Source organism: Burkholderia sp. RF7-non_BP4, from assembly GCF_001521935.1.
Taxonomy (GTDB): domain Bacteria; phylum Pseudomonadota; class Gammaproteobacteria; order Burkholderiales; family Burkholderiaceae; genus Burkholderia; species Burkholderia diffusa.
Genome location: NZ_LOTA01000048.1, coordinates 103,972 through 130,769 on the forward strand (window position 1 = coordinate 103,972; position 26,798 = coordinate 130,769).

Annotated in this window: 26 protein-coding genes; 15 read left to right on the plus strand and 11 right to left on the minus strand. The window is 67.4% G+C overall.

Annotated elements, in window-relative coordinates; genetic code table 11:
* Positions 1-11 precede the first annotated feature (11 nt).
* Positions 12-320, plus strand: coding sequence for a 4a-hydroxytetrahydrobiopterin dehydratase (locus WS49_RS17940; RefSeq protein WP_059531247.1), 309 nt, complete (start codon positions 12-14; stop codon positions 318-320).
* A 92-nt stretch (positions 321-412) separates the two neighbouring features.
* On the opposite strand, the gene WS49_RS17945 is transcribed toward WS49_RS17940, so the two are convergent.
* Positions 413-643 (minus strand): DUF3717 domain-containing protein, encoded by a 231-nt coding sequence (locus tag WS49_RS17945; RefSeq protein WP_006756491.1) that lies wholly within the window; start codon positions 641-643, stop codon positions 413-415.
* Positions 644-766: 123 nt separating this feature from the next.
* On the opposite strand from WS49_RS17945, the gene WS49_RS17950 reads away from it, so the two are divergent.
* Entirely contained in the window at positions 767-1,459 is a 693-nt protein-coding gene (locus WS49_RS17950; protein WP_006401494.1) for a response regulator, read from the plus strand.
* A gap of 116 nt (positions 1,460-1,575) precedes the next feature.
* A complete protein-coding gene (locus tag WS49_RS17955; protein WP_059531258.1) occupies positions 1,576-3,060 on the plus strand; it encodes a sensor histidine kinase in 1,485 nt (494 codons plus the stop codon).
* A gap of 96 nt (positions 3,061-3,156) precedes the next feature.
* Here the strand turns inward: WS49_RS17955 and WS49_RS17960 are convergent, their stop codons facing one another.
* The 7 genes from WS49_RS17960 to mnmC all read right to left on the minus strand — a co-directional run bounded on the left by WS49_RS17960 (position 3,157) and on the right by mnmC (position 12,046).
* Positions 3,157-3,678 carry an SET domain-containing protein gene (locus WS49_RS17960; protein WP_059531261.1) on the minus strand — a complete coding sequence of 174 codons (522 nt, stop codon included), beginning with the start codon at positions 3,676-3,678 and terminating at the stop codon, positions 3,157-3,159.
* A gap of 188 nt (positions 3,679-3,866) precedes the next feature.
* Positions 3,867-4,979, minus strand: a complete 1,113-nt coding sequence (locus WS49_RS17965; RefSeq protein WP_059531264.1) for an NADH:flavin oxidoreductase/NADH oxidase — start codon at positions 4,977-4,979, stop codon at positions 3,867-3,869.
* A 202-nt stretch (positions 4,980-5,181) separates the two neighbouring features.
* A complete protein-coding gene (locus WS49_RS17970) occupies positions 5,182-5,892 on the minus strand; it encodes a glutamine amidotransferase (RefSeq protein WP_059531420.1) in 711 nt (236 codons plus the stop codon).
* Positions 5,893-5,920: 28 nt separating this feature from the next.
* Entirely contained in the window at positions 5,921-6,559 is a 639-nt protein-coding gene (locus tag WS49_RS17975; RefSeq protein WP_059531266.1) for a MarR family winged helix-turn-helix transcriptional regulator, read from the minus strand.
* Between the two features lie 504 nt (positions 6,560-7,063).
* The gene (locus tag WS49_RS17980; protein WP_034183814.1) at positions 7,064-8,179 is read right to left on the minus strand and encodes a YbdK family carboxylate-amine ligase; all 1,116 of its coding nucleotides are present in this window, start codon (positions 8,177-8,179) and stop codon (positions 7,064-7,066) included.
* A 15-nt stretch (positions 8,180-8,194) separates the two neighbouring features.
* A complete protein-coding gene (locus WS49_RS17985; protein WP_059531269.1) occupies positions 8,195-9,409 on the minus strand; it encodes a cation:proton antiporter in 1,215 nt (404 codons plus the stop codon).
* 675 nt (positions 9,410-10,084) lie between these two features.
* Positions 10,085-12,046 carry a bifunctional tRNA (5-methylaminomethyl-2-thiouridine)(34)-methyltransferase MnmD/FAD-dependent 5-carboxymethylaminomethyl-2-thiouridine(34) oxidoreductase MnmC gene (gene mnmC / locus WS49_RS17990; RefSeq protein ID WP_059531272.1) on the minus strand — a complete coding sequence of 654 codons (1,962 nt, stop codon included), beginning with the start codon at positions 12,044-12,046 and terminating at the stop codon, positions 10,085-10,087.
* A 389-nt stretch (positions 12,047-12,435) separates the two neighbouring features.
* Between mnmC and WS49_RS17995 the strand changes: the two genes are divergently transcribed.
* A complete protein-coding gene (locus tag WS49_RS17995; RefSeq protein WP_006401505.1) occupies positions 12,436-12,714 on the plus strand; it encodes an HU family DNA-binding protein in 279 nt (92 codons plus the stop codon).
* A gap of 143 nt (positions 12,715-12,857) precedes the next feature.
* On the opposite strand, the gene WS49_RS18000 is transcribed toward WS49_RS17995, so the two are convergent.
* Both WS49_RS18000 and WS49_RS18005 read right to left on the minus strand, forming a co-directional pair.
* Entirely contained in the window at positions 12,858-14,171 is a 1,314-nt protein-coding gene (locus WS49_RS18000) for a GTP-binding protein (RefSeq protein ID WP_059531275.1), read from the minus strand.
* 158 nt (positions 14,172-14,329) lie between these two features.
* Positions 14,330-14,779, minus strand: a complete 450-nt coding sequence (locus WS49_RS18005; RefSeq protein WP_059531277.1) for a lytic transglycosylase domain-containing protein — start codon at positions 14,777-14,779, stop codon at positions 14,330-14,332.
* A gap of 367 nt (positions 14,780-15,146) precedes the next feature.
* Here WS49_RS18005 and gspD point away from each other — a divergent pair, with 367 nt between their 5' ends.
* From gspD to gspF, 3 genes are read left to right on the plus strand one after another with little or no spacing between them, the layout of a single operon-like run.
* Positions 15,147-17,474 (plus strand): type II secretion system secretin GspD, encoded by a 2,328-nt coding sequence (gspD, locus tag WS49_RS18010; protein WP_059531280.1) that lies wholly within the window; start codon positions 15,147-15,149, stop codon positions 17,472-17,474.
* Positions 17,471-18,970 (plus strand): type II secretion system ATPase GspE, encoded by a 1,500-nt coding sequence (gspE, locus tag WS49_RS18015; RefSeq protein ID WP_059531283.1) that lies wholly within the window; start codon positions 17,471-17,473, stop codon positions 18,968-18,970. The genes gspD and gspE overlap by 4 nt, the downstream gene beginning before the upstream one ends.
* Before the next feature lie 4 nt (positions 18,971-18,974).
* Positions 18,975-20,192, plus strand: a complete 1,218-nt coding sequence (gspF, locus tag WS49_RS18020; RefSeq protein ID WP_059531287.1) for a type II secretion system inner membrane protein GspF — start codon at positions 18,975-18,977, stop codon at positions 20,190-20,192.
* A 30-nt stretch (positions 20,193-20,222) separates the two neighbouring features.
* Here gspF and WS49_RS18025 read toward each other — a convergent pair whose 3' ends face one another.
* Positions 20,223-20,633 (minus strand): type II secretion system protein N, encoded by a 411-nt coding sequence (locus WS49_RS18025; protein ID WP_059448336.1) that lies wholly within the window; start codon positions 20,631-20,633, stop codon positions 20,223-20,225.
* Between the two features lie 177 nt (positions 20,634-20,810).
* On the opposite strand from WS49_RS18025, the gene gspG reads away from it, so the two are divergent.
* Genes gspG through WS49_RS18065 form a run of 8 tightly spaced genes read left to right on the plus strand, consistent with a single transcriptional unit; the run spans position 20,811 to position 26,783 of the window.
* Entirely contained in the window at positions 20,811-21,263 is a 453-nt protein-coding gene (gene gspG / locus WS49_RS18030; RefSeq protein ID WP_059531290.1) for a type II secretion system major pseudopilin GspG, read from the plus strand.
* Positions 21,264-21,306: 43 nt separating this feature from the next.
* Positions 21,307-21,849, plus strand: a complete 543-nt coding sequence (locus WS49_RS18035) for a GspH/FimT family pseudopilin (protein ID WP_059531294.1) — start codon at positions 21,307-21,309, stop codon at positions 21,847-21,849.
* Positions 21,846-22,250, plus strand: coding sequence for a type II secretion system minor pseudopilin GspI (gene gspI / locus WS49_RS18040; RefSeq protein ID WP_059531297.1), 405 nt, complete (start codon positions 21,846-21,848; stop codon positions 22,248-22,250). Before WS49_RS18035 ends, gspI begins: the two co-directional genes overlap by 4 nt.
* Positions 22,228-22,932 (plus strand): PulJ/GspJ family protein, encoded by a 705-nt coding sequence (locus tag WS49_RS18045; protein ID WP_059531300.1) that lies wholly within the window; start codon positions 22,228-22,230, stop codon positions 22,930-22,932. Before gspI ends, WS49_RS18045 begins: the two co-directional genes overlap by 23 nt.
* A gap of 2 nt (positions 22,933-22,934) precedes the next feature.
* Positions 22,935-24,062, plus strand: coding sequence for a type II secretion system minor pseudopilin GspK (gspK, locus tag WS49_RS18050; RefSeq protein ID WP_059531422.1), 1,128 nt, complete (start codon positions 22,935-22,937; stop codon positions 24,060-24,062).
* A 24-nt stretch (positions 24,063-24,086) separates the two neighbouring features.
* Positions 24,087-25,460, plus strand: a complete 1,374-nt coding sequence (gene gspL, locus WS49_RS18055) for a type II secretion system protein GspL (protein ID WP_059531303.1) — start codon at positions 24,087-24,089, stop codon at positions 25,458-25,460.
* Positions 25,457-25,963, plus strand: a complete 507-nt coding sequence (gene gspM, locus WS49_RS18060; protein WP_059531425.1) for a type II secretion system protein GspM — start codon at positions 25,457-25,459, stop codon at positions 25,961-25,963. Before gspL ends, gspM begins: the two co-directional genes overlap by 4 nt.
* A 31-nt stretch (positions 25,964-25,994) precedes the next feature.
* Positions 25,995-26,783, plus strand: a complete 789-nt coding sequence (locus WS49_RS18065; protein ID WP_059531306.1) for a type II secretion system protein N — start codon at positions 25,995-25,997, stop codon at positions 26,781-26,783.
* The last annotated feature ends 15 nt before the right edge of the window (positions 26,784-26,798 follow it).

The following is a 26,798-nucleotide window of genomic DNA, read 5'->3' on the forward strand; positions in this document are numbered from 1 at the left end:
CGAGGTGCAACATGATCCACAAGCTCACATCAGAAGAACGCAAGACCCGGCTCGAAGGCCTGCCGCACTGGACGGCCGTGCCGGGCCGCGACGCGATCCAGCGCAGCCTGCGCTTCGCCGATTTCAACGAGGCCTTCGGCTTCATGACGCGTGTCGCGATCAAGGCGCAGGAAATGAACCACCATCCGGAATGGTTCAACGTGTACAACCGCGTCGACGTGACGCTGTCGACCCACGACGCGGACGGCCTGACCGAACGCGACATCGCGCTCGCGACGTTCATCGACCAGGTGTGCGCCCACACGGAACCGGCCGCCTGAGACGTTCCTCTACCGCCGCGCGTCTTTCGACGCGCGGCGCGTCAACTTTTCATTTCGATGAACGTTTTCTAGGATGTACTCAGCGAAAGCCTTCAGCTTTCCAAGCCATCCTTAAGGCGCACGTAAGTCTCGTACGCTTTCCGCGCCTTGGGGTCCAAACCTTCCAGTTGCAGCGCGCCTTCGCGCTGTACAATCAGCAGCGCATACGGCTTGGAGAGCGCGCTGGCCTCTTCGCAGAGTTTGAGTTCGTCGCCGCTCGACGGCGAGCGGGCGCGCCAGAAATTGATCGCGGCTTCGAGGTCGTGAATCGAAATATCGGACATGATTGGATTTAATCGTTCGCTGGCCGCCATGCTTGATTGTCAGGCGATGCGGCGCCCCTGTGGAAACGGCGTCGTGCTGTCCGCGTGCCTGAACCGCCAACCCATTGTACTTGAGCGAACTTCATGCGACTCCTTCTGATCGAAGACGACCGCCCCATCGCACGCGGTATCCAGAGCAGCCTCGAGCAGGCTGGCTTCACCGTCGACATGGTGCATGACGGCATCTTTGCCGAACAGGCGCTGGCACAAAACCGCCACGAACTCGTGATCCTCGACCTCGGCCTGCCGGGCATCGACGGAATGACGCTGCTCACACGTTTCCGCCAGACCAATCGCCACACGCCGGTCATCGTGCTGACCGCGCGCGACGAACTGAACGACCGGATTCAGGGCCTGAACTCCGGCGCCGACGATTACATGCTCAAGCCGTTCGAGCCGGCCGAGCTCGAAGCGCGCATCCGCGCGGTGATGCGCCGCAGCGGCCCGCACAGCGACATGCCGCGTCCGGAAGTGTCGCTCGGCGGTGTCCGCCTGTCGGGCGTCGATCGCCGCATCTTCAACGACGACAAGCCGCTGGAACTGTCGCCGCGCGAATTCGCGGTGCTCGAAATGCTGCTGCTGCGTCACGGCCGCGTGGTCAGCAAGGCCCAGCTGCAGGATCACCTCACGCATTTCGGCGGCGACCTCGGCGACACCGCGATCGAAGTCTACGTGCACCGGGTGCGCAAGAAACTCGAGCAGTGCCGTGTCGAAATCGTCACGGTGCGCGGCTTCGGCTACCTGCTGCAGGAAATCCGCCAGACCGCGAGCGTCTGAGCGGCGCCGCACGCCGGCCGGCCGCGTGCCGCCGGCAAGCCGCCCTGCCCGCGTCGCCGTCCGACGCACGTCCGCGCCGCTCCCCGTGAGCGGCGCTTATCCATTTGCCCGTCGAAATGTCTTCTGATCCGGCTGTCACCACCAGCCTGCGCCGCTCGCTGCTTCGACGCCTCGCCGCGCCGCTGTCGATGCTCGCGCTGATGAGCGGCCTGATTGCCTACTGGCTCGCGTGGCAATACACGCAACACGTGATCGACCGCTCGCTCGCCGATCTTGCCACCGCCATCTCCAAACAGATCCAGATCGCCGGGCCGGACGCGCCGTTCACGGTGCCGCCGCTCGCGCAGGCGATGTTCTCCGATCCGGCGGAGGCGTTGATCTACCGGATCAGCGACGGCGAACAGGAACTCGCCGGCGACCCGAAGCTGCCGCTGCGCGGCATCAACGTGCGCCGCATGCATCACGCGTACGTGTTCGAGGCCGAGTACGACAATCGCGCGGTGCGCGTCGCGCAGGTGCGCGTCGACGATGTCGAAGGCGGCAAGCCGATGGTGGTCGAGGTCGCGCAGCCGGTACGGCACCGCTACCGGATCGCGGCCGAATTCCTCGTCGCGATCATGATGCCGCTGCTGCTCCTGCTGCTCGCGGGCTGGGGCATCGTGTGGCGGGTCGTGAACCAGCAGCTCGGCCCGCTCACGCACCTCGCCGATTCGCTGAACCGGCAGACCCACACGTCGCTGGAGCCGGTCGACGAGACCGACGTGCCGCTCGAGATCCGGCCGCTGACGAGCGCGATGAACGCGCTGCTCGGCCGCCTGAAGACCGCGCTCGACGCGCAGCGCAAGTTCATCGCCGATGCCGCGCACCAGTTGCGCACGCCGCTCACGGCCGTGAAGCTGCATGCCGAGCAGGCCGCCGTCGCGCGCGACCCGCAGCAGACCTACGCCGCGGTGCGCGAACTGCGCGCGGCCGCCGACCGCGCGGTGCGGCTGTCGAACCAGCTGCTGTCGCTCGCGCGTGCGGAGCCGGGCGAACAAGCCGCGCGTTTCGTCGACGTCGACCTGGCCGCGATGGCGTTCGAGACGGGCGCCGAGTGGGTGCCGCGCGCGCTCGCATCGCATGTCGACCTCGGCTTCCAGCGCAGCGACGATCCCGGCGAAGACGAGACGCTGAACGTGCGCGGCAACCCCGTGCTGCTGCGCGAAGTGATCGCGAACCTGCTCGACAATGCGCTGAAATACGTGCCGCTCGCACGGCCGGCCGGCGCGCGGATCACGGTGAACGTCGCGCGCGGCGCGCTCGAGGACGGCCAGCCGGCCGCCGAGATCGTCGTCGAGGACAACGGCCCGGGCGTGCCGGCCGGCCAGCAGGCCGACCTGTTCAAGCGCTTCTTCCGCGGCGACGCGCAGAGCGGCAACGGCGTCGAGACCGGCGCCGGGCTCGGGCTCGCGATCGTGCACGACATCATCGCGATGCACGGCGGCACGGTCTCGTACGAGGATGCAGCGGAAGGCGGTTCGCGTTTCGTGGTGCGGGTGCCGCTCGCCAAGCGCACCGCGAAGCCGGCGAGCGAGACGCCGGCCGCCGCGCCGACGCACTGAAGCGCGCGCGCCAGCCCGTATCGGGCAGGACGGACGGCCGCGCGGCGGCCATCCGGTGAAGGTGAAGCAGCCGCGCACGATGCGCGGCCGCGCCGGTCACTTCTTCTTTTTCTTGTCCTTCGCGCCGGACTCCGACTTCCGGTCCTTCTTCTTTTTCTTCTTGCCGTCGTCGTCGGGCGTGGCGAGCAGCGTGCCGCGACACGCGGCCGCGCCGCAATGGCACGCGTATTCACGCTTGAGCTTCTTCGTCAGCTTCTCGTCGATCACGAGGCCATAGTCGTAGAACAGCTCTTCTTCCGGCCCGATATCGCGCAGCGCGTGGATGAACACGCGGCCCTTGATCTCCTCGGCCTCGCAGTTCGGCGCGCACGAATGGTTGATCCAGCGCGCGCTGTTGCCGTCGATCTTGCCGTCGATCACGCCGCCCTCTTCCAGTGCGAAGTAGAACGTATGATTCGGCTCGTTCGGGTCGTGCGGATGGCGGCGCAGCGCTTCCTTCCACGAAATTCGCTCGCCCTTGTATTCCACTACGCGTTCGCCGGCCTTGATCGGCTCCACCGCGAACACGCCCTTGCCGTGTACTCCCGAGCGGCGCACCGCGATCCTGCGTGAACTCATCGAACGAATCCTTTGAAGACGACTTGAATGGAAGACGGCCGCGTTTGCGTCCTGCGCGGCCCTGCGTCGCGCGAAACGAAAACGCGGCACCGGTCGGTGCCGCGTCGGGGCATGCGGCGAATCACCCGCATCCTACACGTTCACGATTGCTTCGTTCAACATCGCGCGCAATATCGCGCGCATGACGCTCAGCGCTGACCGAATGCGATGTCGCCGAACAACGTCTTGTGCTCGCGCGGCTGCGAGCGCCAGTACTGCGGCGGCGCCGAAACCTGCGCGCCGAGCTCGGCGGCCGCATGCCACGGCCAGCGCGGGTCGTACAGCATCGCGCGCGCCATCGCGACGAAATCGGCGTCGCCGGACTCGATCAGCCGGTTCGCATGCGCGGGCTCGTTGATGAGGCCGACCGCGATCGTCGGCATCCCGACCGCGCGCTTCACCGCCTGCGCGAACGGCACCTGGTAACCGGGCGACAGCGGAATCTTCTGCAGCGGCGACACGCCGCCGGACGACACGTCGATCCAGTCGCAGCCGCGTTGCTTCAGTTCGTGCGCGAACGCGATCGTATCCTCGAGTTCCCAGCCGCCCTCGACCCAGTCGGTCGCCGACACGCGCACGCCGACCGGCCGGTCCGCCGGGAACGCCGCGCGCACGATCTCGAAGATCTCGAGCGGAAAGCGCATCCGGTTGTCTCGCGAGCCGCCGTATTCGTCGGTGCGCTGGTTCGCAAGCGGCGACAGGAACTGATGCAGCAGGTAGCCATGCGCCGCGTGCACCTCGATCGCATCGATGCCGAGGCGCGCCGCACGCTTCGCGGCCGCGGCGAACGCTTCGCGGATCCGGTTCAGGCCGGCCGCGTCGAGCGCGAGCGGCGGCGTCTCGCCGTCCTTGTGCGGTAACGCCGACGGCGCATGCGGCAGCCAGCCGCCATCGGCGACGGACACGAGCTGGCCGCCCTTCCACGGCACCTCGCTCGACGCCTTGCGCCCCGCATGCGAAAGCTGCATCGCGACACGGACCGGCGAATGCTTGCGGATCGCCGCCAGCACGGGCTCGAGCGCCGCTTCGGTCACGTCGTCCCACAGGCCGAGGTCGCCGGCCGTGATGCGCCCGTCGGGTTCGACGGCGGTCGCTTCGATGCAGAGCAGGCCCGCGCCGGACAGCGCGAGATGGCCGAGGTGAATCATGTGCCAGTCGGTCGCCTCGCCGCGCTCGGCCGAGTACTGGCACATCGGGGAGATCACGATCCGGTTCGGAAGGGTCACGCCGCGCAGCGTGAACGGAGAAAACAGCGCAGTCATGGATGCCGCTCGCCAGGAAAGGGAAAGAGCGGATCAGCGTAGCATGCGGACTCGAAGCCTGCTGGCAGCCGGTTCGGCAGTAAGCGGATGGTCAGGCAGGGCCGGCGTGCAGCCGGCAACGAGGCAGCGCGCACGCGGCGTACGGCGGTGCACCGGCCGCAATGCCCGCGGGCCGGTCACGCGCGATGCCGCCCGCCCGGGATCAAAGCCCGACGCTGTCGAGCCACTCGCCGAACATGCGTCGCGCGGCCGTCTCCAGCACAGGACCGTGCTGAACGGTGTCGGCGCGCAACTGGCGCGCGTCGATGCCGGGCGTCGACGCGATTTCGCCGGCGTTGCCGATCAGCCAGGGTTCGAAGCGGTCGGCGCGGATTTCAGGATGACATTGCAGCGCCAGCACGTGCTGCCCCCACGCGAACGCCTGGTGGCGGCACGCCGGGGTCGAGGCGAGATGGATCGCGCCGCCCGGCAGGTCGAACGTATCGCCATGCCAGTGCAGCATCGAGGTCGCCGCGCCGTCGAGATGGCGCAGCGGCGACGCGCGGCCCGCGTCGGTGAGCGTCAGCGGCGCCCAGCCGAGTTCCTTCTGCGCAGCCGGATAGACGCGCGCACCGAGCGCGCGGGCGATGAACTGCGCGCCGAGGCAGATGCCGAGGATCGGCAGTCCGGCGTCGATGCGCTGGCGCACGAGTGCCGCGAGCGGCGCGATCGACGGATACTGCGCATCCTCGTACACGCTGAGTGGCCCGCCGAGCATCACGAGCAGCGCCGGCTTGAGCGCGTCGAGCGCCTCGACGCGCGACGATCCGACGTCGACGTAGCGCACCCGCCGCCCGCGCTCTCCGAGCACCTGCTCGAAGCTGCCGAGGTCCTCGAAATGCACGTGGCGGATCGCCACCACTTCAGCGTTCATCATCGGCCTCCCGGTCGATCGACGGACGTCAGCCGGCGAATACCTTCCAGGTCTTCTTTTGCGTCGCCGCGTCGGCTTCTTCGTGCACCGAACAGTCGAGACGCAGGTCGCTGTCGGCCATCGACAGATCGAGCGCCGCGCAGTGATGCACGGTCTTCTTCGACTGCTTGCCTGGCTGGAAATGCGCGCACGTCAGGCACATGCGCTGCGGCGGCGTCGCACCGGCCACCTGCAGTTCGCGCAGCGTCTTCAGCAGCGCACGGTACAGCGTGCCCTGCTCGTCCGCGCCGAGCTTGCCGACCGCTTTCGTCAGGAATTCAGGCCATTGCAGCGCCTTCTTCGCCGCGGTACGGCCGCGGGCCGACAGGCGCACGGCGAGCGCACGGCCGTCGTCCAGTGCGCGACGCTTCTCGACGAGACCCTTCGTCTCGAGCGTGCTGACCGCATCGCTGGTGGTCGCAGCCGTGAGCTGCGTCTCGCGTGCGATCTCGCCGAGCCGCATCGGGCCCTTGCGTTGCAGCAGCAGCACGAGGATCTCGCCCTGCGTCGGCGTGAGGCCTGCGCCTTCCGCCCAATCCCATGCCTGGCTTCGCATGGCCGTACTCAACCGCAGCAAGCTGTGGGTCACACGTCCCGAAGCCTGATTCCCGTAAACGCCTTCGCTCATAGTCTTTTCGCTTTGCCGCCGCCCGGATCGCCGAGCAGCCGTAGTGTGGAGATCGAATGTCATCTCAAAACAGACGCTCGTTGAAGAGCGTCGACACGGCCGTCGCGAGGCACACGCGGCGGTCGCGTTCGCGGCGACCGGTGAGACACGGGTCGTTCCGGTGTCCGCAAAGCCGACATTCTAAGCGAGAGCGGAAAATCGCACAGCTAAGTTATCCCCTGCATTCTGTGGAAAATCGCTGGATAACCGGATTTTTTCGTTGTGCCGGCAATCTCAGCCGACCCCACAACCGAACGCGCAAACATTTTCCTGTTCGAATCGGCCATCGTGCCGACGGCATCGGTCCACCGGGTTATCCATCTCGCAGAGCGTTGACTTTGAAGCGGAATATCGGGTTATCCACAGATTTTCAGGACGACTGGCGACGCGCTGCGCACGAATCGGCGCCGAACGGCGTTCAGCGAATCGCCGCGCGGTCGAGCCTGTAATCTGCAAAACATTTTTTCATTCACGCCAGCGCAGGCACTGCTGACGAACCGTCTCGTTCAGCGATTTTTCCTGTTTGAAAACGGTTCTCAACCACGACGCGTCATTCACGCGCGCCTTCGCGAGCGCGCCGATCTCGTCGAGCGCCGCGCGCGAGCCGAGCGCGGCCGCATGCGGCGCGATCCGGTCGAGCGTGTCGAGGATGTCTTCCGCGATCGTGCGGCGCTCACCTGTCTGAGGATTGACGCAGGTGCCCTCGAGCCCGAAGCGGCACGCTTCGAAACGGTTGAATGTGTAGACGAGATAGTCGTCCTCCGACAGCTTCAGCGGCCGGTCGGTCAGCAGGTAGCGCGCGAGCGTCTGGATGTAGCAAGCAATCGCGGCCGCGCGATCGACCGACAGCGGCGTGTCCATCACGCGCACCTCGATCGTCCCGTAGCCGGGCTTCGGCCGGATGTCCCAGTAAAAGTCCTTCATCGAGTTGACGACGCCCGTGTTGACCATCTTCATGAAGTACTCCTCGAAGCTGTCCCAGGTCAGCACGAAAGGCGCGCGGCCCGACAGCGGGAACGCGAACACCGAATTCAGGCGCGCCGAATGGAAGCCGGTGTCGACGTTCTGCACGAACGGCGACGACGCGGACAGCGCGATGAAGTGCGGAATGAAGCGCGACATCGAGTGCAGCAGGAACAGCGCGCTGTCCGGATCGGGACAGCCGATGTGCACGTGCTGGCCGAACACGGTGAACTGCTTCGCGAGATAGCCGTACAGCTCGGAGATGTACTGGAAGCGCGGCGCGTCGTAGATCTGCCGGTCGCTCCACTGCTGGAACGCGTGCGTGCCGCCGCCGGCGAGCCCGACGTTGAGCTGGTCGGCGGCCTTCACGAGCACGTCGCGGATCGCGTGCAGCTCGCTGACCGCCTGCTCGTGCGAATGGCAGATGCCGGTCGACAGCTCGATCATGCTCTCGGTGATTTCGGGCGTGATGTTGCCGGGGAAGGTCTCGCCCTGGATCAGGCGCATCAGGTCGGATGCCGCCTTGGTCAGGTCGTAGTTGTGCGTGTTGACGACCTGGATCTCCAGTTCGACGCCGAACGTGAACGGTTCGGAATTGACGAAAGTTTCGAGTGCCATGGCAGGTTCCGGAAATCAGTTGCCGTCGCTGCGTTCGCTGACCGCCGACAGGCAGCGGTAGACGACGAACGGGCTGACGAGCTGCAGGATCACGATCGTGCACATCACGATCGCGCGCAGGTGCGGGTCGAAATTCGGATAGAGCTGGTAGGTGTCGTCGACGAGCAGGTACGACAGCGCGGACATCGGCGTGAGCGCGATACCGAGCGCGATGCCCTGCTTCATCCCGATGCCGCTCGGCTTCGCGAACGCGACGACGCCGGCCAGCTTCGCCACGAGCCGCGTGACGATCAGTGCGATCGCGAGCAGCCCGCCGAGTGCGATGTCGCCCCACGTGAACGACGTGAGCGTCAGCACGAACAGCACCACCGTCAGCAGCCAGCCGGCCGTGCCGAAATGCTCGGGCCACAGCTGCGGCCGCGCTTCGAGGTTCTTCACGATGATGCCGGCGAGCAGCAGCGTGAGCAGCGTCGACAGCTTCAGCGCCTGCGCCACCGCGATCGCGAGCATCACGAGGCCGAACAGCGCGACGAACGAATGCTCGTCGCGCATCGTCGAGGTCATGTGGCGGAACAGGTAATTGCATGCGCGCGCGACCAGGTACGCGACGATGAACGAACCGGCGATCAGGTAGACGGGCTGCAGGATCGTCGCGAAGACGTTCCCGTACGCCTCCTGGTGGAGCCAGCTCGTGACGAGCTTGGTCAGCACGATCGCGTACACGCTGTTCAGCGCGGTCAGCGTGATGAGGCGCTGCGACACCTGCCCTTCCGCGCGCAGTTCGGTCTTGAGCTGGATCACCATCGACGGCGACGTCGCGATCGCGATCGCCGACAGCACGAGCGCGACCATGCCCGACACGCCGAGCGCGAGCATCACGAACAGCACGAGCACGAACGTCAGCGTCGCCTCGGCAAGGCTCGACGCAATGAGCCACGGATTGCGGCGAATCCACTTCAGGTCGAGACGGCTGCCGAGCTCGAACAACAGCAGGCCGAGCGCGACGTCGATCAGCAGCCGCGAGGTTTCGTCGGTGCTTGCGTCGATCACGCCGAATCCGAACGAACCGGCGACGAGACCGATCACCGCATAGCCGGTGATGCGCGGCAACCGCCATGCGCGGTAGCACAGCTCGCCGCACAGACCGGCCGCGAACAACGCGAGCCCGGCCCAGAACACGGCATCCGGCGCGAGCGGCCAGTTGGGCAGGAATGAGAACGCCGACTTCATCGTGGTGACTTCTCCTTTGGAAGCAATCGCCAGCGGCGCGGGGTCAAGCGTCAGAAATGAGATGCGCGCCGGCTGGGTATCGCCCCGAATGTGATTGTTGTGGTCGACGACGGCGGGACATGGGATCCGCCTTTTTCCGCCGTCCGGCGGAACTGTCGTTCAGGCTGCCGATCTGGATTGTCGGCCTGGTGTGTGAACGGACTGCGCAGTCTCGAAGATTCAGATTCGAAATCGTGCCGACCGTTCCATTGAAGCATGTCCGGCGCCTGGCCGAACGAACGCGAAGGAAACCGATTGTGCCACAGCTTTTTCGCTCCGGAATCGATCGAATCGACTCGCGGCCCTGTGAGGCACCACAGGTCTTTGGTTTCAATGGTTTACTTGTATATATACGTAGTAGAAGTTAACAAGGCGCGCACAGTTCTGTGGATAACTTCGGTTTACGCAACAAGATCAAGGTGTTGGCACAGCGATAACCCGTTGCACAGGCTGTTTGCTCACAGCGGTTTGAGTTGAGCAACTTTCGAGCCGTTCGACGACTGTGCCGAGTTGCCCAGTTTACGTCCACTGTGATTGCACACGAACCGCGCGTGGATTCCGCGCGGTTATCCACAGCGCCGAGTGGATAACTTTGCGCGAAAAAATCGAAGGACTGTGAGATTTCGGCTGACGAGATCAGCCGATCTGGCGGCCGCGCAGCGCACGGATCAGGAAACGGGCCGGGTCGACGGCATCGACGAGTTCGCGCTCGAGCGGCAGCGGCTCGCCTTCGAGTTGCGACGCGATCAGCTCGGCGCCGAGCGCCGCCCACACCAAACCGCGGGAGCCGTAGCCGAATGCGCCGTAGAGCCCAGCGGTGCGCGGCAGGTCGCGCGCCTTCGCACCGCTCAGCACGCGTGCGTTCGCGACGGTCTGCGCTTCGTCGGCAAGCGGGCCAATCACCGGCACACGGTCGGCGACGACCCAGCGAAACGCGACGCGCCCGCGCAGCGTCCCGACGTCCGGCAGCTCGCCGATCAGGCCGGGCAGCAGATGCCGCACTCGCTCGATATTTTCGATATGTCCGGCGGGGCGCATCGCAGGATCGAGGTCATCGGGTTCGAACGTTGCGCCGATCAGCAGCGTGCCGTCGTCGAGCGGCACCGCATAGCCGTCGCCGATCGCCGGGCATGGCAGCGGCGCCGTGCTGCCGGGCGGCAGCAGCGTCAACTGGCCGCGCACCGGCTGCAGCGCGACGTGCCGCAGGCCGGCGAGACGCACGGCATCGCCCGCGTTCGCGAGCACGACGACCGGCGCTTCGGCGAGTGTCGCGCCCGCCGCATCGACGGCGCGCCACGTGTCGCCGTCACGCTCGAGTCGAGCGACCTCGGTGCCGGCCAGCAGTTTCACGCGCTCACCGGCCGCCGCGACTTGCGCGGCGCAGAGCGCTGCCGGCCATACGGCGCCGCCGTGCGGAAACAGCAGGCCGCCATGTGCGACGGGCAGGTTCAGATGCGCGCGTGCGGCGTCGGTGTCGAGCAGCGACACGTAGTCGGACGGTGCGCCGAGCGCATCGAACGCCTCGCGCATCCGCACGAAATCGTCGGCCGATTCCGCGAGATGAATCATTCCGCGCGTGCTGCGCGCGAACGCATGGCCGGCCTGCTCGAGCGCGCGCCAGCGTGCGAGCGCATGCAGGAAACCGCTGCGCGTGAGGCGACTCGCGACGTTGTCGTCGCGCGTCATCAGTGGATGAAATACACCGGCCGGATTGCCCGATGCATCGCTCGCGATCCGCGCGTGCCGCTCGATCAGCGTGACGTTCCAGCCGCGTGCCGCAAGCCGTTCGACGACCGCGCAGCCGGCCAGGCCCGCGCCGATCACGATCGCATCGCGCGCGGCGACCGGCAATGCGCGCGGCGGTTCGTGCCGGCGCATCCGCCAGCGCGGTGCATATTCGCCCGCGAGCATCGCGAACTTGCCGGCCAGCCCGGCGATCTTGCGATACGTGAAACCCGCGTCGAGGAGCGCTTGTTTCACCACGCCCGCGCTCGAATACGTCGCAAAGGTCGCATCGTCGGCGGCGACGCGTGCGAGTGCGCGAAACACATCGGCCGACCAGAGCTCCGGGTTTTTCGCGGGCGCGAAGCCGTCAAGATAGAACGCATCGGCGCGTGCGACCAGTTTCGGCAGCATCTCGCGCGCGTCGCCCAGCGCGAGCGTGAGCACGACGCGGCCGGCGTCGAATTCGAGGCGATGAAAACCTGGAACGAGCATCGGCCACGCATCGGCGAGCATCCCCGCTTCTGCCGACATGGTTGTGTTCGCAACTATCTTTGACAGTGCGTGGCGCAGATCCTCGCGCGAAAACGGATGTTTCTCGAACGACACGAAATGCAGCCGCTCGCAGCGCGCGGGATCGTCGCGCCAGGCGGCCCAGGTCGCGAGGAAGTTGGCGCCCGCGCCGAACCCCGTCTCGACGATGGTGAACGTGCGGCGGCCTTGCCAGCGCGCGGGCAGCGCGTTGCCCGCGATGAACACGTGGCTCGCCTGCGCGAGCGCGCCCGCGACGTTGTGATAGATGTCGCCGTACGCGGGCGAGACGAGGGTGCCGTCGTCGCGAAACGCGAGCGTGGCGGGAACGAGTCGGTCGGGCATGCGAAACAAAAAACGTGGCAGCCAAGCCTGGCAAGGGATTGCGCGGAGGCGTCCGGCGGGCCGTTGGCAAAAACCAACGGCGTTGCGCGACGGCGGACCCGGCTGCGTATCCTGTCCGGTTGGCGCAGGTCAAAAAACAGGCAATCGACGATTCATTCGGCGAAATACCGATGAAAATCTTTGAAACCCTTGTCGTTATTGGGTTTGCGCTGCGCTATCATAGCAACGCCGTACCGCGGGGTGGCCGCCGGCAAGCCGGACGGCACGTCGCGCGGGCCAGGATTCGGCGCTGTGCCGTCGGAGTCTGACTCTCGACGGCACGGTTCGCGCACGTATAATCGGCGCGTTCGCGCTGTTCGTGTCAAACCTAACCTGAAAAAGGAACCTTAATGAACAAACAGGAACTGATCGACGCCGTCGCCGCCCAAACGGGCGCCAGCAAGGCTCAAACCGGCGAAACGCTGGACACGCTGCTCGAAGTCATCAAGAAGGCCGTGTCGAAGGGTGATGCGGTTCAGCTGATCGGCTTCGGCAGCTTCGGTTCGGGCAAGCGCGCAGCACGTACGGGCCGCAACCCGAAGACGGGCGAAACCATCAAGATCCCGGCAGCCAAGACGGTCAAGTTCACGGCTGGCAAGGCGTTCAAGGACGCCGTCAACAAGCGTTAATTCAGCGCCTGTTCCAGGAAAAAAACCCGCCTTCCGGCGGGTTTTTTGTTGGGCGCGCGCGGCATTTTCGCCACAGTTCGCGTCACTCTTGCAAGATTTAACGGTTACTGTCCGCAGCCGTTTTCCCCGAGTTTTACCGTGTATTACGCGTGCACGATCTGCGTGTCGCCCGGGTCTTCGTCGTCGTGCGAATCGACATCCCAGACCGGAAACGGATCGTCGAACGTGGCCCATTGCGGCGCGCCGAGCGCGAATTCCGCATCGGTGAGCAGGCATGTGTCGAGTTTCGCGCGCCATGCGTCGGCATCGAGCCCGATGCCGATCAGCACGAGTTCCTGACGGCGATCGCCGACCGAGCGGTCGTCGAGGTCGCCCTGCCACTCCGTGCGAATTTCGGCGAGCAACTCGTCGTCGTCCGGCCATTCCGCGCGATCCTGCGCGGCCCACCAGAGACCTGCCGGGCCATGCCGGCACACGCCGCCCGCCTGCGACAGCGAACCCGCGATGTCGTTGCGCGTCGCGAGCCAGAAGAAGCCTTTGCTGCGGAGCACGCCCGGCCACTCCTGATGCAGCAGCGCCCAGAGTCGCGCCGGATGAAACGGCCGGCGCGCGCGGTAAACAAAATTGCCGATGCCGAATTCGTCGGCCTCGCCATGCACGTGCGCGTGATGCGGATCGTGGCACTCGGGATCGTCGCAATGCGTGTGATCGCGATCGAGCGACGCGAGCCAGCCCGGCGCGTTCGCGGCTTCGTCGAAATCGAAGCGGCCGGTGTTCAGCACTTCGCCGAGCGCCACGTTGCCGAACGTCGACACGACCTGGTGCGCGCGCGGGTTGAGCCGCGCAAGGATGTGCTGCAGGCGCGCGAGTTCGTCCGCGCCGACGAGGTCGGCCTTGTTGATCACCAGCACGTCGCAGAATTCGATCTGCTCGATCAGCAGCTCGACGAGCGTGCGATCGTCTTCGTCCGATGCGGCGATCCCGCGCGTCGCGAGCGCGTCGTCGGAACCGTAGTCGCGCAGGAAATTGTAGGCGTCGACCACGGTGACGAGCGTGTCGAGGCGCGCGACGCTCGACAGCGACGCGCCGTCGTCGTCGACGAACGTGAAGGTTTCGGCGATCGGCATCGGCTCCGCGATGCCGGTCGATTCGATCACGATCGCATCGAAGCGGCCGTCCGCCGCGAGATTGCGGATCTCGACGAGCAGGTCGTCGCGCAGCGTGCAGCAGATGCAGCCGTTCGACATCTCGACGAGGCGCTCCTCGACGTGCGACAGCGCCTGCGCATCGCGCACGAGCGACGCGTCGATGTTGACCGCCGCGAGATCGTTGACGATCACGGCGACTTTCAGGCCCGCGCGGTTCGCGAGGATGTGATTGAGCAGCGTGGTCTTGCCGGCGCCGAGGAAACCGGACAGCACGGTGACGGGCAACGGCTGGTTCATTGCCGGATTCATAACGATTTGCACCAACGGAAAAGAGGGAAAAGCGGCCGCGGCGCCCTGGCGGGGCGCGATCGGCCCGGGCCGGTCGAAATCGCGGCGTGAGATGCGCATTGTGCATCAAACGCGCGCCGGCCGAGCGGCACGGCGTCAGCCGGCGCTGCGGCGCGGCGTCACTGCTCGGGCGGCAGCAGCTTCCACTGCGCCAGGATTCCGGCGATCTGCCGCGCGTACTTGTCGCGCAGCGACGGCGTTTCGGAATGATAGGCGCCGACGGCCTGCCATGTGTTGCCGTAGCGATTCATCTTCTGGCGCAGGTGCCACGCGGCGATATAGACGTTCTTGCACGGCTGCATCAGCGTGTCGCGGCCGATGCCGTAGCGCGACAGCGTCGGCAGGTGGATCGAATTGATCTGCATCAGACCGTAGTCGACCGAGCCGTTCGTGTTCTTGTTCAGCGCGTCGGGCCGGTTGCGCGACTCCTGCCACGCGATCGCGCGCAGGATCAGCGGATTGACCTTCTGGTAGCGGGCGGCCTCGTCGAAACAATCCGCGCGAGCGTTTCCGCAGGCGAACCACGCGCCGGCGGCGATCAACGCGATCGAAGCGAACCGTCTGTTCATGTTGCGGAAACGAAAAGGAAATGACGCAAGGATCGGGAAAACCCGTGTCTGTTATTCGTACGACTGGAAACGCGCCGCCCGTATCATACAGACAGTCCGTCGCGTGACGACAAGCGAAAGGCGGCAGCCCGTTTATACCGCATTTTCGTGTCGATTCATCGCAAAACGACGGCGATGACCTGAATGCCGGGGCATTGCCGAAATCTTACATATTGCATACGGTGTGCAGGATACATGTCGTATGTGAGACAGTCTTCGGATCAATGTGATATTTCGGACATGAAAAACTGCTAATGTCGCGCCTTTAGGACCTGGATCCCAGCACTACCGCCGGAAGTGGCCTGAGCCGGCATCGACCCAATCATCCATGACAAGAAATCGCTTCGTTATGCGGCGCATCGCCACGACCTTGATGGTCGCCGGCATCATCGTCTCGCAGGCCGCCTACGCTCAGGTCACGCTCAATTTCGTGAATGCGGATATCGACCAGGTCGCCAAGGCGATCGGCGCCGCAACCGGCAAGACCATCATCGTCGACCCCCGCGTGAAGGGGCAGCTCAACCTCGTGGCCGAACGGCCGGTGCCGGAAGACCAGGCGCTGAAGACGCTGCAGTCGGCGCTGCGCATGCAGGGCTTCGCGCTGGTGCAGGATCACGGCGTGCTGAAGGTCGTGCCGGAGGCCGACGCGAAGCTGCAGGGCGTGCCGACCTATGTCGGCAATGCGCCGCAGGCGCGCGGCGACCAGGTCATCACGCAGGTGTTCGAGCTGCGCAACGAATCGGCGAACAACCTGCTGCCGGTGCTGCGGCCGCTGATCTCGCCGAACAACACGGTCACCGCCTACCCGGCGAACAACACGATCGTCGTCACCGACTACGCGGACAACGTGCGCCGCATCGCGCAGATCATCTCGGGTGTCGACAGCGCCGCGGGCGCGCAGGTTCAGGTCGTGCCGCTGCGCAACGCAAACGCGATCGACCTTGCCGCGCAACTGCAGAAGATGCTCGACCCCGGCGCGATCGGCAACAGCGACGCGACGCTGAAGGTGTCGGTCACGGCCGATCCGCGCACCAACTCGCTGATGCTGCGCGCGTCCAGCGCGTCGCGCCTCGCAGCCGCGAAGCGCCTCGTGCAGCAGCTCGACGCGCCGAGCGCGGTGCCCGGCAACATGCACGTCGTGCCGCTGCGCAACGCCGACGCGGTGAAGCTCGCGAAGACGCTGCGCGGCATGCTCGGCAAGGGAAGCGGCAGCGACAGCGGTTCGTCGGCGTCGTCCAACGATGCGAACAGCTTCAACCAGGGCGGCGGCTCGTCGTCGAGCGGCAACTTCTCGACCGGTACGTCGGGCACCCCGCCGCTGCCGTCGGGCGGCCTGGGCGGTTCGTCGTCCTCGTCGTACGGCAGCGGCGCGACGGGCAGCGGCGGCCTCGGTACCGGCGGCCTGCTCGGCGGCGACAAGGACAAGGGCGACGACAACCAGCCGGGCGGGATGATCCAGGCCGACTCGGCGACCAACTCGCTGATCATCACCGCGTCCGATCCGGTCTACCGGAACCTGCGCTCGGTGATCGACCAGCTCGACGCACGGCGCGCGCAGGTCTATATCGAAGCGCTGATCGTCGAGCTGAACTCGAACACGTCCGGCAACCTCGGCATTCAGTGGCAGATCGCTCAGGGCCAGTTTCTCGGTGGCACGAACTTCAGCGCTCCCGGTACACCCACCGGCAACATCCTCGGTGTGTCGGGCGCGGTTGCAGCCGGCGGTGCGACGGGTCTCGGCGCGTTGGGGCAGACTCTCCTGCCGGGCCTCAACGTCGGTTGGCTGCACAACATGTTCGGCGTGCAGGGCCTCGGCGCGCTGCTGAATTACTTCGCGGGCGTGAGCGACGCGAACGTGCTGTCGACGCCGAACCTCATCACGCTCGACAACGAAGAGGCGAAGATCGTCGTCGGCCAGAACGTGCCGATTCCGACGGGTTCGTATTCGAACCTGACGAGCGGCAACACGAACAACGCATTCAATACCTACGATCGCCGCGACGTCGGTCTCACGCTGCACGTGAAGCCGCAGATCACCGATGGCGGTATTCTGAAGCTGCAACTCTACACGGAGGATTCGGCGGTCGTGACCTCCACTGCGACCGCAGTCAACGGTCCGACCTTCACCAAGCGCTCGATCCAGTCGACGATCCTCGCGGACAACGGCGAAATCATCGTGCTCGGCGGCCTCATGCAGGACAACTACGCGGTGTCGAACAGCAAGGTGCCGCTGCTGGGCGACATCCCGTGGATCGGCCAGCTGTTCCGCTCGGAGAACAAGAACCGCCAGAAGACCAACCTGATGGTGTTCCTGCGCCCGGTGATCATCAACGATCGCAATGTCGCGCAGCAAGTCACGGCTAACCGCTACGACTACATTCAGGGCGTGACGGGCGCGTACAAGTCGGACAACAACGTGATGCGCGACAAGGACGATCCGGTCGTCCCGCCAATGCCGCTCGGCCCGAGCCAGGGCGGCACGCCCGCCGGGAACCTGTTCGATCTCGACAAGATGCGTCGCCAGCAACTGCAGCGCCAGGTGGCGCCGGTGCCGGCCCAGCCGTTGCCGGAAGCGACGCCCGCCCAGCCGCAGAGCGTGCCGCAGCAGGCCGTGCCGCAACAGCCGCTGACCGCCACGCCGGGAGCCTCGCAGTGACCGACGTGCTCGCGTCCTCCGCCCACGACGGCGCGCCGGGCGAACGGCAGCCGCCGTCGCCGCTCGCCGCGCGCCTGTTGCCGTACGGCTTCGCGAAGAGCGGCCAGGTGCTGATCGCGCACCAGCTCGACGACACGCTCGAGGTGTGGATCAGCGAACGCACGAACGACGCGGCGCTCGCCGAAATCGCGCGCAACTTCGGCTCGATCTCCGTGCATCGCGTGCCGGCCGACGAGCTCGCGCAGGCGATCAACCAGGCCTATGCGCGCCAGGACGGCAGCGCGGCGCAGATCGTCGGCGAGGTCGAAGGCGAAGTCGACCTGTCGCGGTTGATGCAGGACATTCCCGAAGTCGAGGATCTGCTCGAATCGGAAGACGACGCGCCGATCATCCGGATGATCAACGCGCTGCTCACGCAAGCGGCGCGCGAACAGGCATCGGACATTCACATCGAGCCGTTCGAGAACGCATCGGTCGTGCGGTTTCGCGTCGACGGCACGCTGCGCGACGTCGTGCGCCCGAAGAAGGCGCTGCACGGCGCGCTGATCTCGCGGATCAAGATCATGGCGCAGCTCGACATCGCCGAGAAGCGCCTGCCGCAGGACGGCCGCATCACGCTGCGCGTCGGCGGCCGGCCGGTCGACGTGCGCGTGTCGACGCTGCCGACCGGGCACGGCGAGCGCGCGGTGCTGCGTCTGCTGGAAAAGGATGCGCAGCGCCTGAACCTCGAGGCGCTCGGGATGGGCCGCGACACGCTCGTCCAGTTCGACAAGCTGATCGGCCGCCCGCACGGGATCGTGCTGGTGACGGGCCCGACCGGTTCGGGCAAGACGACGACGCTGTATGCGTCGATGTCGCGGCTCGAAACGGCGACGACCAACATCATGACCGTCGAGGATCCGATCGAATACGACCTGTCCGGCATCGGCCAGACGCAGGTGAACGAGCGGATCGGGATGACCTTTGCCCGCGCGCTGCGCTCGATCCTGCGCCAGGACCCGGACGTGATCATGATCGGCGAAATCCGCGATCTGGAAACCGCGCAGATCGCGGTGCAGGCATCGCTGACGGGCCACCTCGTGCTCGCGACGCTGCACACGAACGATGCCGCATCGGCCGTCACGCGCCTGACCGACATGGGCGTCGAGCCGTACCTGCTCGCGTCGTCGCTGCTCGGCGTGCTCGCGCAGCGCCTGGTGCGCCAGCTCTGCCCGGTCTGCAAGGAAGAGCGGCACGAGGAAGGCCGCACCGTGTGGCATCCGGTCGGCTGCGACAAGTGCGGGCATTCGGGCTACACCGGCCGGCGCGGCGTGTACGAACTGCTGGTGGTCGACGATTCGATCCGCACGCTGATCCACCGCAACGCGGCCGATGCGGAGATTCTCGCCGCGGGCCGCGCCGAAGGGATGCGCACGCTGCGCGACGACGCCGAGCGCTGGCTCGCGGCCGGCGCGACGTCGCTCGAGGAAGTGCTGCGCGTGACGGGAGGCGCATAGCGCGATGCCGGCATTCCGTTTCGAAGCAATCGATTCGGCGGGGCGCGCGCAGAAAGGCGTGATCGACGCCGACAGCGCGCGCGCCGCGCGCGGCCAGCTGCGCACGCAGGGGCTCACGCCGCTCGTCGTCGAGCCGGCCGCCAGCGCGACCCGCGGCGCGCGCTCGCAGCGCCTCGCGTTCGGCCGCAAGCTGTCGCAGCGCGAGCAGGCGATCCTCACGCGCCAGCTCGCGAGCCTGCTGATCGCGGGGCTGCCGCTCGACGAGGCGCTCGGCGTGCTCACCGAGCAGGCCGAGCGCGACTACATCCGCGAACTGATGGCCGCGATTCGCGCGGAAGTGCTCGGCGGCCATTCGCTTGCGAACGCGCTGGGCCAGCATCCGCGCGACTTTCCGGAAATCTACCGCGCGCTCGTCGCGGCGGGCGAGCACACCGGCAAGCTCGGCATCGTGCTGTCGCGCCTCGCCGACTACATCGAACAGAGCAATGCGCTGAAGCAGAAGATCCTGCTGGCGTTCACGTATCCGGGAATCGTCACGCTGATCGCATTCGGCATCGTCACGTTCCTGCTGAGCTATGTCGTGCCGCAGGTCGTCAACGTGTTCGCGAGCACGAAGCAGCAACTGCCGCTGCTGACGATCGTGATGATGGCGCTGTCGGATTTCGTCCGGCACTGGTGGTGGGCGATCCTGATCGCGGTCGCGCTCGTCGTGTGGTTCGTGAAGGCGACGCTGTCGCGCGACGGGCCCAGGCTCGCGTTCGACCGCTGGGTGCTGACGGCGCCGCTCGCGGGCAAGCTCGTGCGCGGCTACAACACGGTGCGCTTCGCGAGCACGCTCGGCATCCTGACCGCGGCCGGCGTGCCGATCCTGCGCGCGTTGCAGGCGGCCGGCGAGACGCTGTCGAACCGCGCGATGCGCGCGAACATCGACGATGCGATCGTGCGCGTGCGCGAAGGCTCCGCGCTGTCGCGCGCGCTGAACAACGTGAAGACGTTTCCGCCGGTGCTCGTGCACCTGATCCGTTCCGGCGAGGCGACGGGCGACGTGACGACGATGCTCGATCGCGCGGCGGAAGGCGAGGCGCGCGAACTCGAGCGGCGCACGATGTTCCTGACGAGCCTGCTCGAGCCGCTCTTGATCCTCGCGATGGGCGGCATCGTGCTCGTGATCGTGCTGGCCGTGATGCTGCCGATCATCGAGCTGAACAACATGGTGCAGTGACGGCCCGGGCGCCGGTCGGGCCGCCGCCGTTCAACGCATGTAGATCGCGGGGGACGGCGTGTTCGCTGGGAGCTGGATTTCGGCGCGGGCGCCGTTGCGGTCGACGATGATCGAGCGGCTGCGGACTTCGGCGAGCTTCGCGCCGGGTGTGACTTCCGCGCCGAGCGACACGGCACGCGGCGGTTCGCCGCCGACGCCGACGATCGCGGCGCCGCCATGATCGAGCGCGAGAATGCCGAACAGGTGGATGTCCTGCACGGGATTCTTGTCGAGCTGTCCGCCGAAGAGCGCGGCGGCGTCCTCGGTGCGGATCGGCAACCGCGCGGCGGCGGCGGGCAGCGGCGCTTCGCGGGCCGACAGCGTGACGACCCAGTAGGTGGCCGTCGCGCACAAACCCGCGAAGAGGGCTAGGGAGAGGATCCGGATCGAGAGCGCGTTCATGCGCGCTATTGTACGGATGTATATGAAATTTGCGTTGGGTGAAAGCCCTCGGCAATGCGCGCCTTACAATGCGTGCTCCGCGCCCGGGGAAACGGAAGCCGGCCGTCAGGCAAGCGTCCGGAATGCGCCGGGTGCGTCACTCAATCGACGATATTTTTTGGAAAGAGGTAGTCAGTCATGCAAACGTGGATCACTCGCCGTAATGCGGCCGTGCGCCGTCAGCGCGGTTTCACGCTGATCGAGATCATGGTGGTGGTCGCGATCCTCGGGATCCTGGCGGCACTGATCGTGCCGAAGATCATGAGCCGTCCCGACGAGGCACGCCGTATCGCCGCGAAGCAGGACATCGGCACGATCATGCAGGCGCTCAAGCTGTACCGTCTCGACAACGGCCGCTATCCGACCCAGGAACAGGGCCTGAACGCGCTGACCCAGAAGCCGACCACCGATCCGATCCCGAACAACTGGAAGGACGGCGGCTATCTCGAGCGCCTGCCGAACGATCCGTGGGGCAACGGGTACAAGTACCTGAACCCGGGCGTGCACGGCGAGATCGACGTGTTCAGCTACGGCGCCGACGGCAAGGAAGGCGGCGAGAGCAACGATTCCGACATCGGTTCGTGGCAGTAAGCGCGCGCTGACCGGACCGACGTTCTTCCCGTTTCTTCACTTCATGCCCGCCCTTCGCACGCCCTTGCGCTCCGCTCGCGCTCGCCGCGATGCCCGCGACGGCCGAGTGCGCCGCGGCGCGGCCGTGACCGCGGCGCGCGCGCGCGGCTTCACGCTGCTCGAGATGCTGGTCGTGCTCGTGATCGCGGGCCTGTTGGTGTCGCTCGCGTCGCTGTCGCTCACGCGCAATCCGCGCACCGACCTGCGCGAGGAAGCGCAGCGCATCGCGCTGCTGTTCGAGACGGCCGGCGACGAAGCGCAGGTGCGCGCGCGCCCGATCGCGTGGCAGCCGACCGCGCACGGCTTCCGTTTCGACGTGAGCTCGCCCGACGGCTGGCGCACGCTGCGCGACGACGTGCTGCGCCCGCGCGACTGGGACGGCGGCGTCACCGGCGCCGACATCGACTATCCGGGATCCGACACGCGTGCGAGCCGCGTCGTGTTCGGCATCGAAAGCGTCGACACGCCGGTACGCGTGACGCTGCATTCGGCGGTCGGCAGCGCGACGATCGTCGGCACCGGCAACGGCCGCTACGAGGTGCAATGACGATGCGTCGTCGCCTGCCCTTCCCGGCTCCTTCCCGAGGCTTCACGATGATCGAGGTGCTGGTCGCGCTCGCGATCATCGCGGTCGCGCTCGCCGCGTCGATCCGCGCGGTCGGCACGATGGCGACCAATGCATCCGATCTCCATCGCCGGCTGCTCGCCGGCTGGAGCGCCGACAACGCACTCGCGCAGTTGCGGCTCACGCATGCGTGGCCGGAGGTTGGCGAGCAGAGTTTCGACTGTTCGCAAGGCAACGTGCAGCTGGTCTGCACGCAGCGCGTGAGCACGACGCCGAACCCGGTGTTCCGGCGCGTGCAGATGTCGGTGAGCATGCCGGGGCACGCCGGCGTGCTCGCGCAAATGGTGACGGTGGTCGCGAATGAAACCAGCCGTCCGCTCTGACGCGCCGATGCGGCGCCGGCCCGTGCGTTCCGTCGGCCCGCGCCGCGTGCGCGGCTTCACGCTGATCGAACTGATGATCGCGATCGCGATCCTCGCGGTGGTCGCGATCCTCTCGTGGCGCGGGCTCGACCAGATCATGCGCGGCCGCGACAAGGTCGCGTCCGCGATGGAGGACGAGCGCATCTTCGCGCAGATGTTCGACCAGATGCGCATCGACGCGCGGCTCGCCGCCACCGACGACGAAGCCGGCCAGCCGGCGATCGGCGTCGCCGGCAACACGCTGCAGATCGTCCGCGAACTCGACGTGCCGGGCGCCGCGCCGCGGTTGCAGGTGGTCCGCTACCGGATCGCCGGCGGGCGCGTCGTGCGCTATGCGTCGCCGCCGCTCGACGACGCGAACCGCCTGCGCGACGTGCTGAAGGACAGCAGCGTCGACGGCTGGAGCTGGGTCGCGCTGATGGGCGGCGTCGGTGCGATCGACGCGAAGCTGTACGTGCCGCGCGTCGGCTGGACCACCAACCTGCAGGCGGCCAGCGACGCGCTGTCGCAGAACAACGATGCGCTGAAGGTGCCGCAGATCGGCAACGCGCCGCCGACGCGCGCGGTGACGGGGCTGCAGGTCAGCATCGGCGCGACGTCGCTGCGCGTGCCCGTCACGCGCATTTTCCTCGTCGGGGAATGACGATGCGCGCGCGCCCTCACCGTTCCCGGTTCGCCGCGCGTGGCGGCGCACGCGCGCATGCACGCACCCGCCGCGAGCGCGGTGCGGCGATCATCACCGCGCTGCTCGTCGTCGCGCTGTCGGCGATCCTCGTGTCGGGGATGCTGTGGCGTCAGCAGGTGCAGATTCGCCGCATCGAGAACCAGCGCGTGATCGCGCAGGCGCAGTGGGTCGCGCGCGGCGCGCTCGACTGGACGCGCATGATCCTGCGCTCCGAAGGCGACACGGCGCCCGGCATCACCTATCTCGGCGGGATCTGGGCCGTGCCGATCGCGAAGACCAAGCTGTCCGACTTCCTCGGCCGGATCGGCGCGCCGAACGACAACGGCGGCGAAGACACCTACATCTCCGGATCGATCGAGGACGCGCAGGCGAAGTACAACCTGCGCAACCTCGTGTCGTCGCCGGCGCCCGGCGTGCTGCAGCTCAACGTGATGCAGCTCCAGGCGTTCCAGCGGCTGTTGACGACGCTCGGCTACGACGGCGCGTTCGCGAAGCGGATCGCGCTGCAGATGCGCGCGGGCCTGATGCATTCGGCGACGCGCTTCCAGACGCCGACGCTGCCCGGCGCCGGTACGGCCGCGACCGCGCCGGTGCCCGGCGGCGACATGACCGGCAACATCACCGACGAACCGGGGATGTCCGACGGCGATCGCGGGCCCGCGCCGCTCCAGATGACCGGCGTCGACAGCCTGCTCGACGTCGACGGTGTGACGCCCGAGATGGTCGCGCGGCTGCGCCCGTTCGTCACCGTGCTGCCGACCACCACGCCGGTGAACATGAACACCGCGCCGGCCGAGGTGATCGCGGCGCTGGTGCCGGGGATGAGCGTGTCGTCCGCGCAGGCGCTCGTGGCGCGGCGCGAGACCGTGTTTTTCCGCAACGTCGGCGACGTGCAGCTCGCGCTGCGCGGCGCCGGCGCGCCGCCGAACGCGACGATCGACTCGAGCCTCGTCGACGTCAATTCGAACTATTTCATCGTGCACGGCCGGATTCAGCACGATCGCGCGGAGGTCGATCGCACCTCGCTCGTGTATCGTGATTCGACCACGCACTCGACGCGGGTCGTGCGCATCCGCGACCAGCTATAACGACGCCATTCGGGAGAGGAGCTCTTGAGCACGCTGATTGTTTCTTTGCCGCCGCGCGAGCCGGCCGTGCCGCTGCAGGAGTGGCAGTGGCCGGAGCTGCCGTTCACGCTCGTGGACAAGGCCGGCCAGGTGCAGCGCGCGGGCCGCGCCGCGCTTGCGCTGCTGCCGCGCGCGAACGCGACGGTGCTGATCGTCGCCGCGCGCGACGTGCTGCTGCTGGCCGCGACCGTGCCGCCGCTCAAGGGGCCGAAGCTGCGCCAGGCGCTGCCCAACATCGTCGAGGACCAGCTGATCCAGGATCCGCTCGGCTGCCATATCGCGCTCGATCCGGTCGCGCTGCCGGACGGCCGCCGCGTGCTGGCCGTCGTCGATCGCGCGTGGTTCCGCGCGATCTGCGACGCGTTCACGGCAGCCGGCCACCGGCACCTGAGCGCCGTGCCCGCGACGCGCTGCCTGCCCGCGCCGCGGGCACCGGCGGCGGACGCGGCGCCCGATGCGCCTGCCGACGGTGAGGCCACGCCGGCCGACGCAATCACGGCGGCGGACGAGCCGCCCCTTCGCCCGACGGCGGTGGCCGCGGTGCTCGGCCTCGCGACGACGGTCGAACCCGTGCTCGTGGAAGCCGGCGCGCAGCCGGCTGCGGCCGGTGCGCCGCGTCTCGAGCTCGCGGTCGCGCGCGGCGCGCTCGGCGAAGGTTTCGCGGCGCCGGCATCCCGCGCGGGCGGCACGCTGGCCGCGCTCGCCGGTGGCGGCGACGTCGATCTGTACGAACTCGGCGAACCGGGCGCCGAGCCGCGCCTCGCGTCGGTCGGTCGTGCCGACGGCCCGCTGCTGCCGGGCGCGCAACCGCTGTCGTTCGACGCATTCGCGCGGCGTGCGCTGACCGAGCGCTTCGATCTGTGCCAGTTCGAATTCGAATCCCAGCCGTGGCGCTTCGACCGCGCGACGGTGAAGCGCCTGCGCGTGCCGATCGCCCTCGCCGCGGCCACGCTCGGTGTCGCGGTGATCGGGATGAACCTGCACTGGTGGAAGCTGTCGCGCGAGCGCGACGCGCTGTCCGCGCAGATCACCGAGACGCTGCTGTCGGCCTTCCCGAAGACGACGACGGTGCTCGATCCGCCCGCGCAGATGCAGCGTCAGCTCGACCAGCTGCGCCTTGCGGCGGGCGAGCTGTCGCCGAACGATTTCCTCGCGCTGTCGAGCGGGTTGTCGCGTTCGATGGGCGCGCTGCCGCTGAACGGAATCGCGTCGCTCGATTATCACGACCGGCGGCTCGACGTCGGCTTCAAGCCGGAGGTCAAGGTCGACCCCGATTTCCCGCAGCGTCTCGCGCGCAACGGGCTGTCCGGCGAAGTCGACAGCAGCACCGGCAAATGGACGATCCGGAGCCGCTCATGAAGACCGAACAACTGAACCAGACGCTGGCCCAGTTCTGGGGCGAACGCACGCCGCGCGAGCGGACGCTGCTCGGCTGGGGCGGCGCCGTGCTGGCGGTCGCGATCGCGTATTCGGTGCTGTGGTCGCCCGCGCAGGAAGGCCGCGCGCGGATCCGCCACGAACTGCCGACGATGCGCCGCGAGCTCGCGCAGATGACCGCGCAGGCCACCGAGGCGAAGTCGCTGACGGCCGCCGCGCAAGGCGTCGCGCCGACCGGCCTCGCGCTGAAGGATGCGCTCACCGCGTCGCTGTCCGATCACGGGCTGCAGGGCGCGCAGGTGCAGGTCGTCGGTAACGGCGTGCAGGTCCAGATGAAGAACGTGCCGTTCCCGGTGTGGACGCAGTGGCTCGACGACGCGCGCCGGCAGTTCAAGGTGCAGGTCGGCGAAGCGCACGTGACCGCGTTGAAGGAAGACGGCCAGGTCGACCTGACGGCCGTGATGCAACCCTCGACGCAGAAATGACGCAGTGGATGAAACAAGCGACGGTCGGCCGATGAGGCCAGGGATCCGGCGGCTCGTCGCCGCATTGCCGTGGGTGGTGGCGGGCGGGCTCGCGACGGCGCTGACGCTCGTCGCGCTCGCGCCGGCCGCCTGGATCGCCCCGCAGTTCGCGCGCGCGACCGGCGGGCACGTCAATCTCGTCGATCCGGACGGATCGCTTTGGCACGGCTCGGGCACGCTGATGCTCGCGCCGGGCGCCGACCAGAGCGCGGCGACGCTGCTGCCGGGCCGGGTCGAATGGACCACGGGCTTCTGGCCGCTCCTGACCGGGCGCGTGCAGATGCGCATGCGGCAGACCGAGGCGATGCCCGATGCCGTCACACTCGACGCGACGTGGCGCGGCGCGGTGCTGTCGGCGGGCTCGATGGCCGTGCCCGCGTCGCTGCTCGCCGGGCTCGGCACGCCGTTCAACACGCTCGACCTGCAGGGCGACGTGCGGCTCGGCTGGACCGACTGGCGGATGATCGGCAACAACGCGTTCGGCCAGTTGACGGTGACGATCGATTCGATGAGTTCGCGCGTGTCGCGCGTGAAGCCGCTCGGGTCGTACCGGGCGGTGCTGCAGGCCAAGGGGGCGGACGCCGATCTCGACCTGTCGACGACGCAGGGGCCGCTGTTCCTCGACGGGCACGGCAGCTTCGGCCCCGGTCAGGGTTCGTTTCGCGGCACCGCGCACGCGGCGCCCGAGCAGCAGGCGAATCTCGCCGGACTGCTGAACCTGCTCGGCCATCCGATCGGAAACAACCAGGTGTCGCTGATCTTCGGCGACGTGACGCGCTGACGCGCGAAGTGTGCT

Coding starts and splice junctions, on each gene's coding strand:
- WS49_RS17960 (WP_059531261.1), bottom strand. CDS start 3,678: ATGAGTTCACGCAGGATCGCGGTGCGCCGCTCGGGAGTACACGGCAAG.
- WS49_RS17940 (WP_059531247.1), top strand. CDS start 12: ATGATCCACAAGCTCACATCAGAAGAACGCAAGACCCGGCTCGAAGGC.
- gspG (WP_059531290.1), top strand. CDS start 20,811: ATGCAAACGTGGATCACTCGCCGTAATGCGGCCGTGCGCCGTCAGCGC.
- WS49_RS17950 (WP_006401494.1), top strand. CDS start 767: ATGCGACTCCTTCTGATCGAAGACGACCGCCCCATCGCACGCGGTATC.
- WS49_RS17965 (WP_059531264.1), bottom strand. CDS start 4,979: ATGACTGCGCTGTTTTCTCCGTTCACGCTGCGCGGCGTGACCCTTCCG.
- WS49_RS18035 (WP_059531294.1), top strand. CDS start 21,307: ATGCCCGCCCTTCGCACGCCCTTGCGCTCCGCTCGCGCTCGCCGCGAT.
- WS49_RS18000 (WP_059531275.1), bottom strand. CDS start 14,171: ATGAATCCGGCAATGAACCAGCCGTTGCCCGTCACCGTGCTGTCCGGT.
- WS49_RS17975 (WP_059531266.1), bottom strand. CDS start 6,559: ATGAGCGAAGGCGTTTACGGGAATCAGGCTTCGGGACGTGTGACCCAC.
- mnmC (WP_059531272.1), bottom strand. CDS start 12,046: ATGCCCGACCGACTCGTTCCCGCCACGCTCGCGTTTCGCGACGACGGC.
- WS49_RS17995 (WP_006401505.1), top strand. CDS start 12,436: ATGAACAAACAGGAACTGATCGACGCCGTCGCCGCCCAAACGGGCGCC.
- WS49_RS17945 (WP_006756491.1), bottom strand. CDS start 643: ATGTCCGATATTTCGATTCACGACCTCGAAGCCGCGATCAATTTCTGG.
- WS49_RS18065 (WP_059531306.1), top strand. CDS start 25,995: ATGAGGCCAGGGATCCGGCGGCTCGTCGCCGCATTGCCGTGGGTGGTG.
- gspF (WP_059531287.1), top strand. CDS start 18,975: ATGCCGGCATTCCGTTTCGAAGCAATCGATTCGGCGGGGCGCGCGCAG.
- WS49_RS18025 (WP_059448336.1), bottom strand. CDS start 20,633: ATGAACGCGCTCTCGATCCGGATCCTCTCCCTAGCCCTCTTCGCGGGT.
- WS49_RS17955 (WP_059531258.1), top strand. CDS start 1,576: ATGTCTTCTGATCCGGCTGTCACCACCAGCCTGCGCCGCTCGCTGCTT.
- gspK (WP_059531422.1), top strand. CDS start 22,935: ATGCGCGCGCGCCCTCACCGTTCCCGGTTCGCCGCGCGTGGCGGCGCA.
- WS49_RS17980 (WP_034183814.1), bottom strand. CDS start 8,179: ATGGCACTCGAAACTTTCGTCAATTCCGAACCGTTCACGTTCGGCGTC.
- WS49_RS17985 (WP_059531269.1), bottom strand. CDS start 9,409: ATGAAGTCGGCGTTCTCATTCCTGCCCAACTGGCCGCTCGCGCCGGAT.
- gspD (WP_059531280.1), top strand. CDS start 15,147: ATGACAAGAAATCGCTTCGTTATGCGGCGCATCGCCACGACCTTGATG.
- WS49_RS18045 (WP_059531300.1), top strand. CDS start 22,228: ATGAAACCAGCCGTCCGCTCTGACGCGCCGATGCGGCGCCGGCCCGTG.
- WS49_RS17970 (WP_059531420.1), bottom strand. CDS start 5,892: ATGAACGCTGAAGTGGTGGCGATCCGCCACGTGCATTTCGAGGACCTC.
- WS49_RS18005 (WP_059531277.1), bottom strand. CDS start 14,779: ATGAACAGACGGTTCGCTTCGATCGCGTTGATCGCCGCCGGCGCGTGG.
- gspM (WP_059531425.1), top strand. CDS start 25,457: ATGAAGACCGAACAACTGAACCAGACGCTGGCCCAGTTCTGGGGCGAA.
- gspI (WP_059531297.1), top strand. CDS start 21,846: ATGACGATGCGTCGTCGCCTGCCCTTCCCGGCTCCTTCCCGAGGCTTC.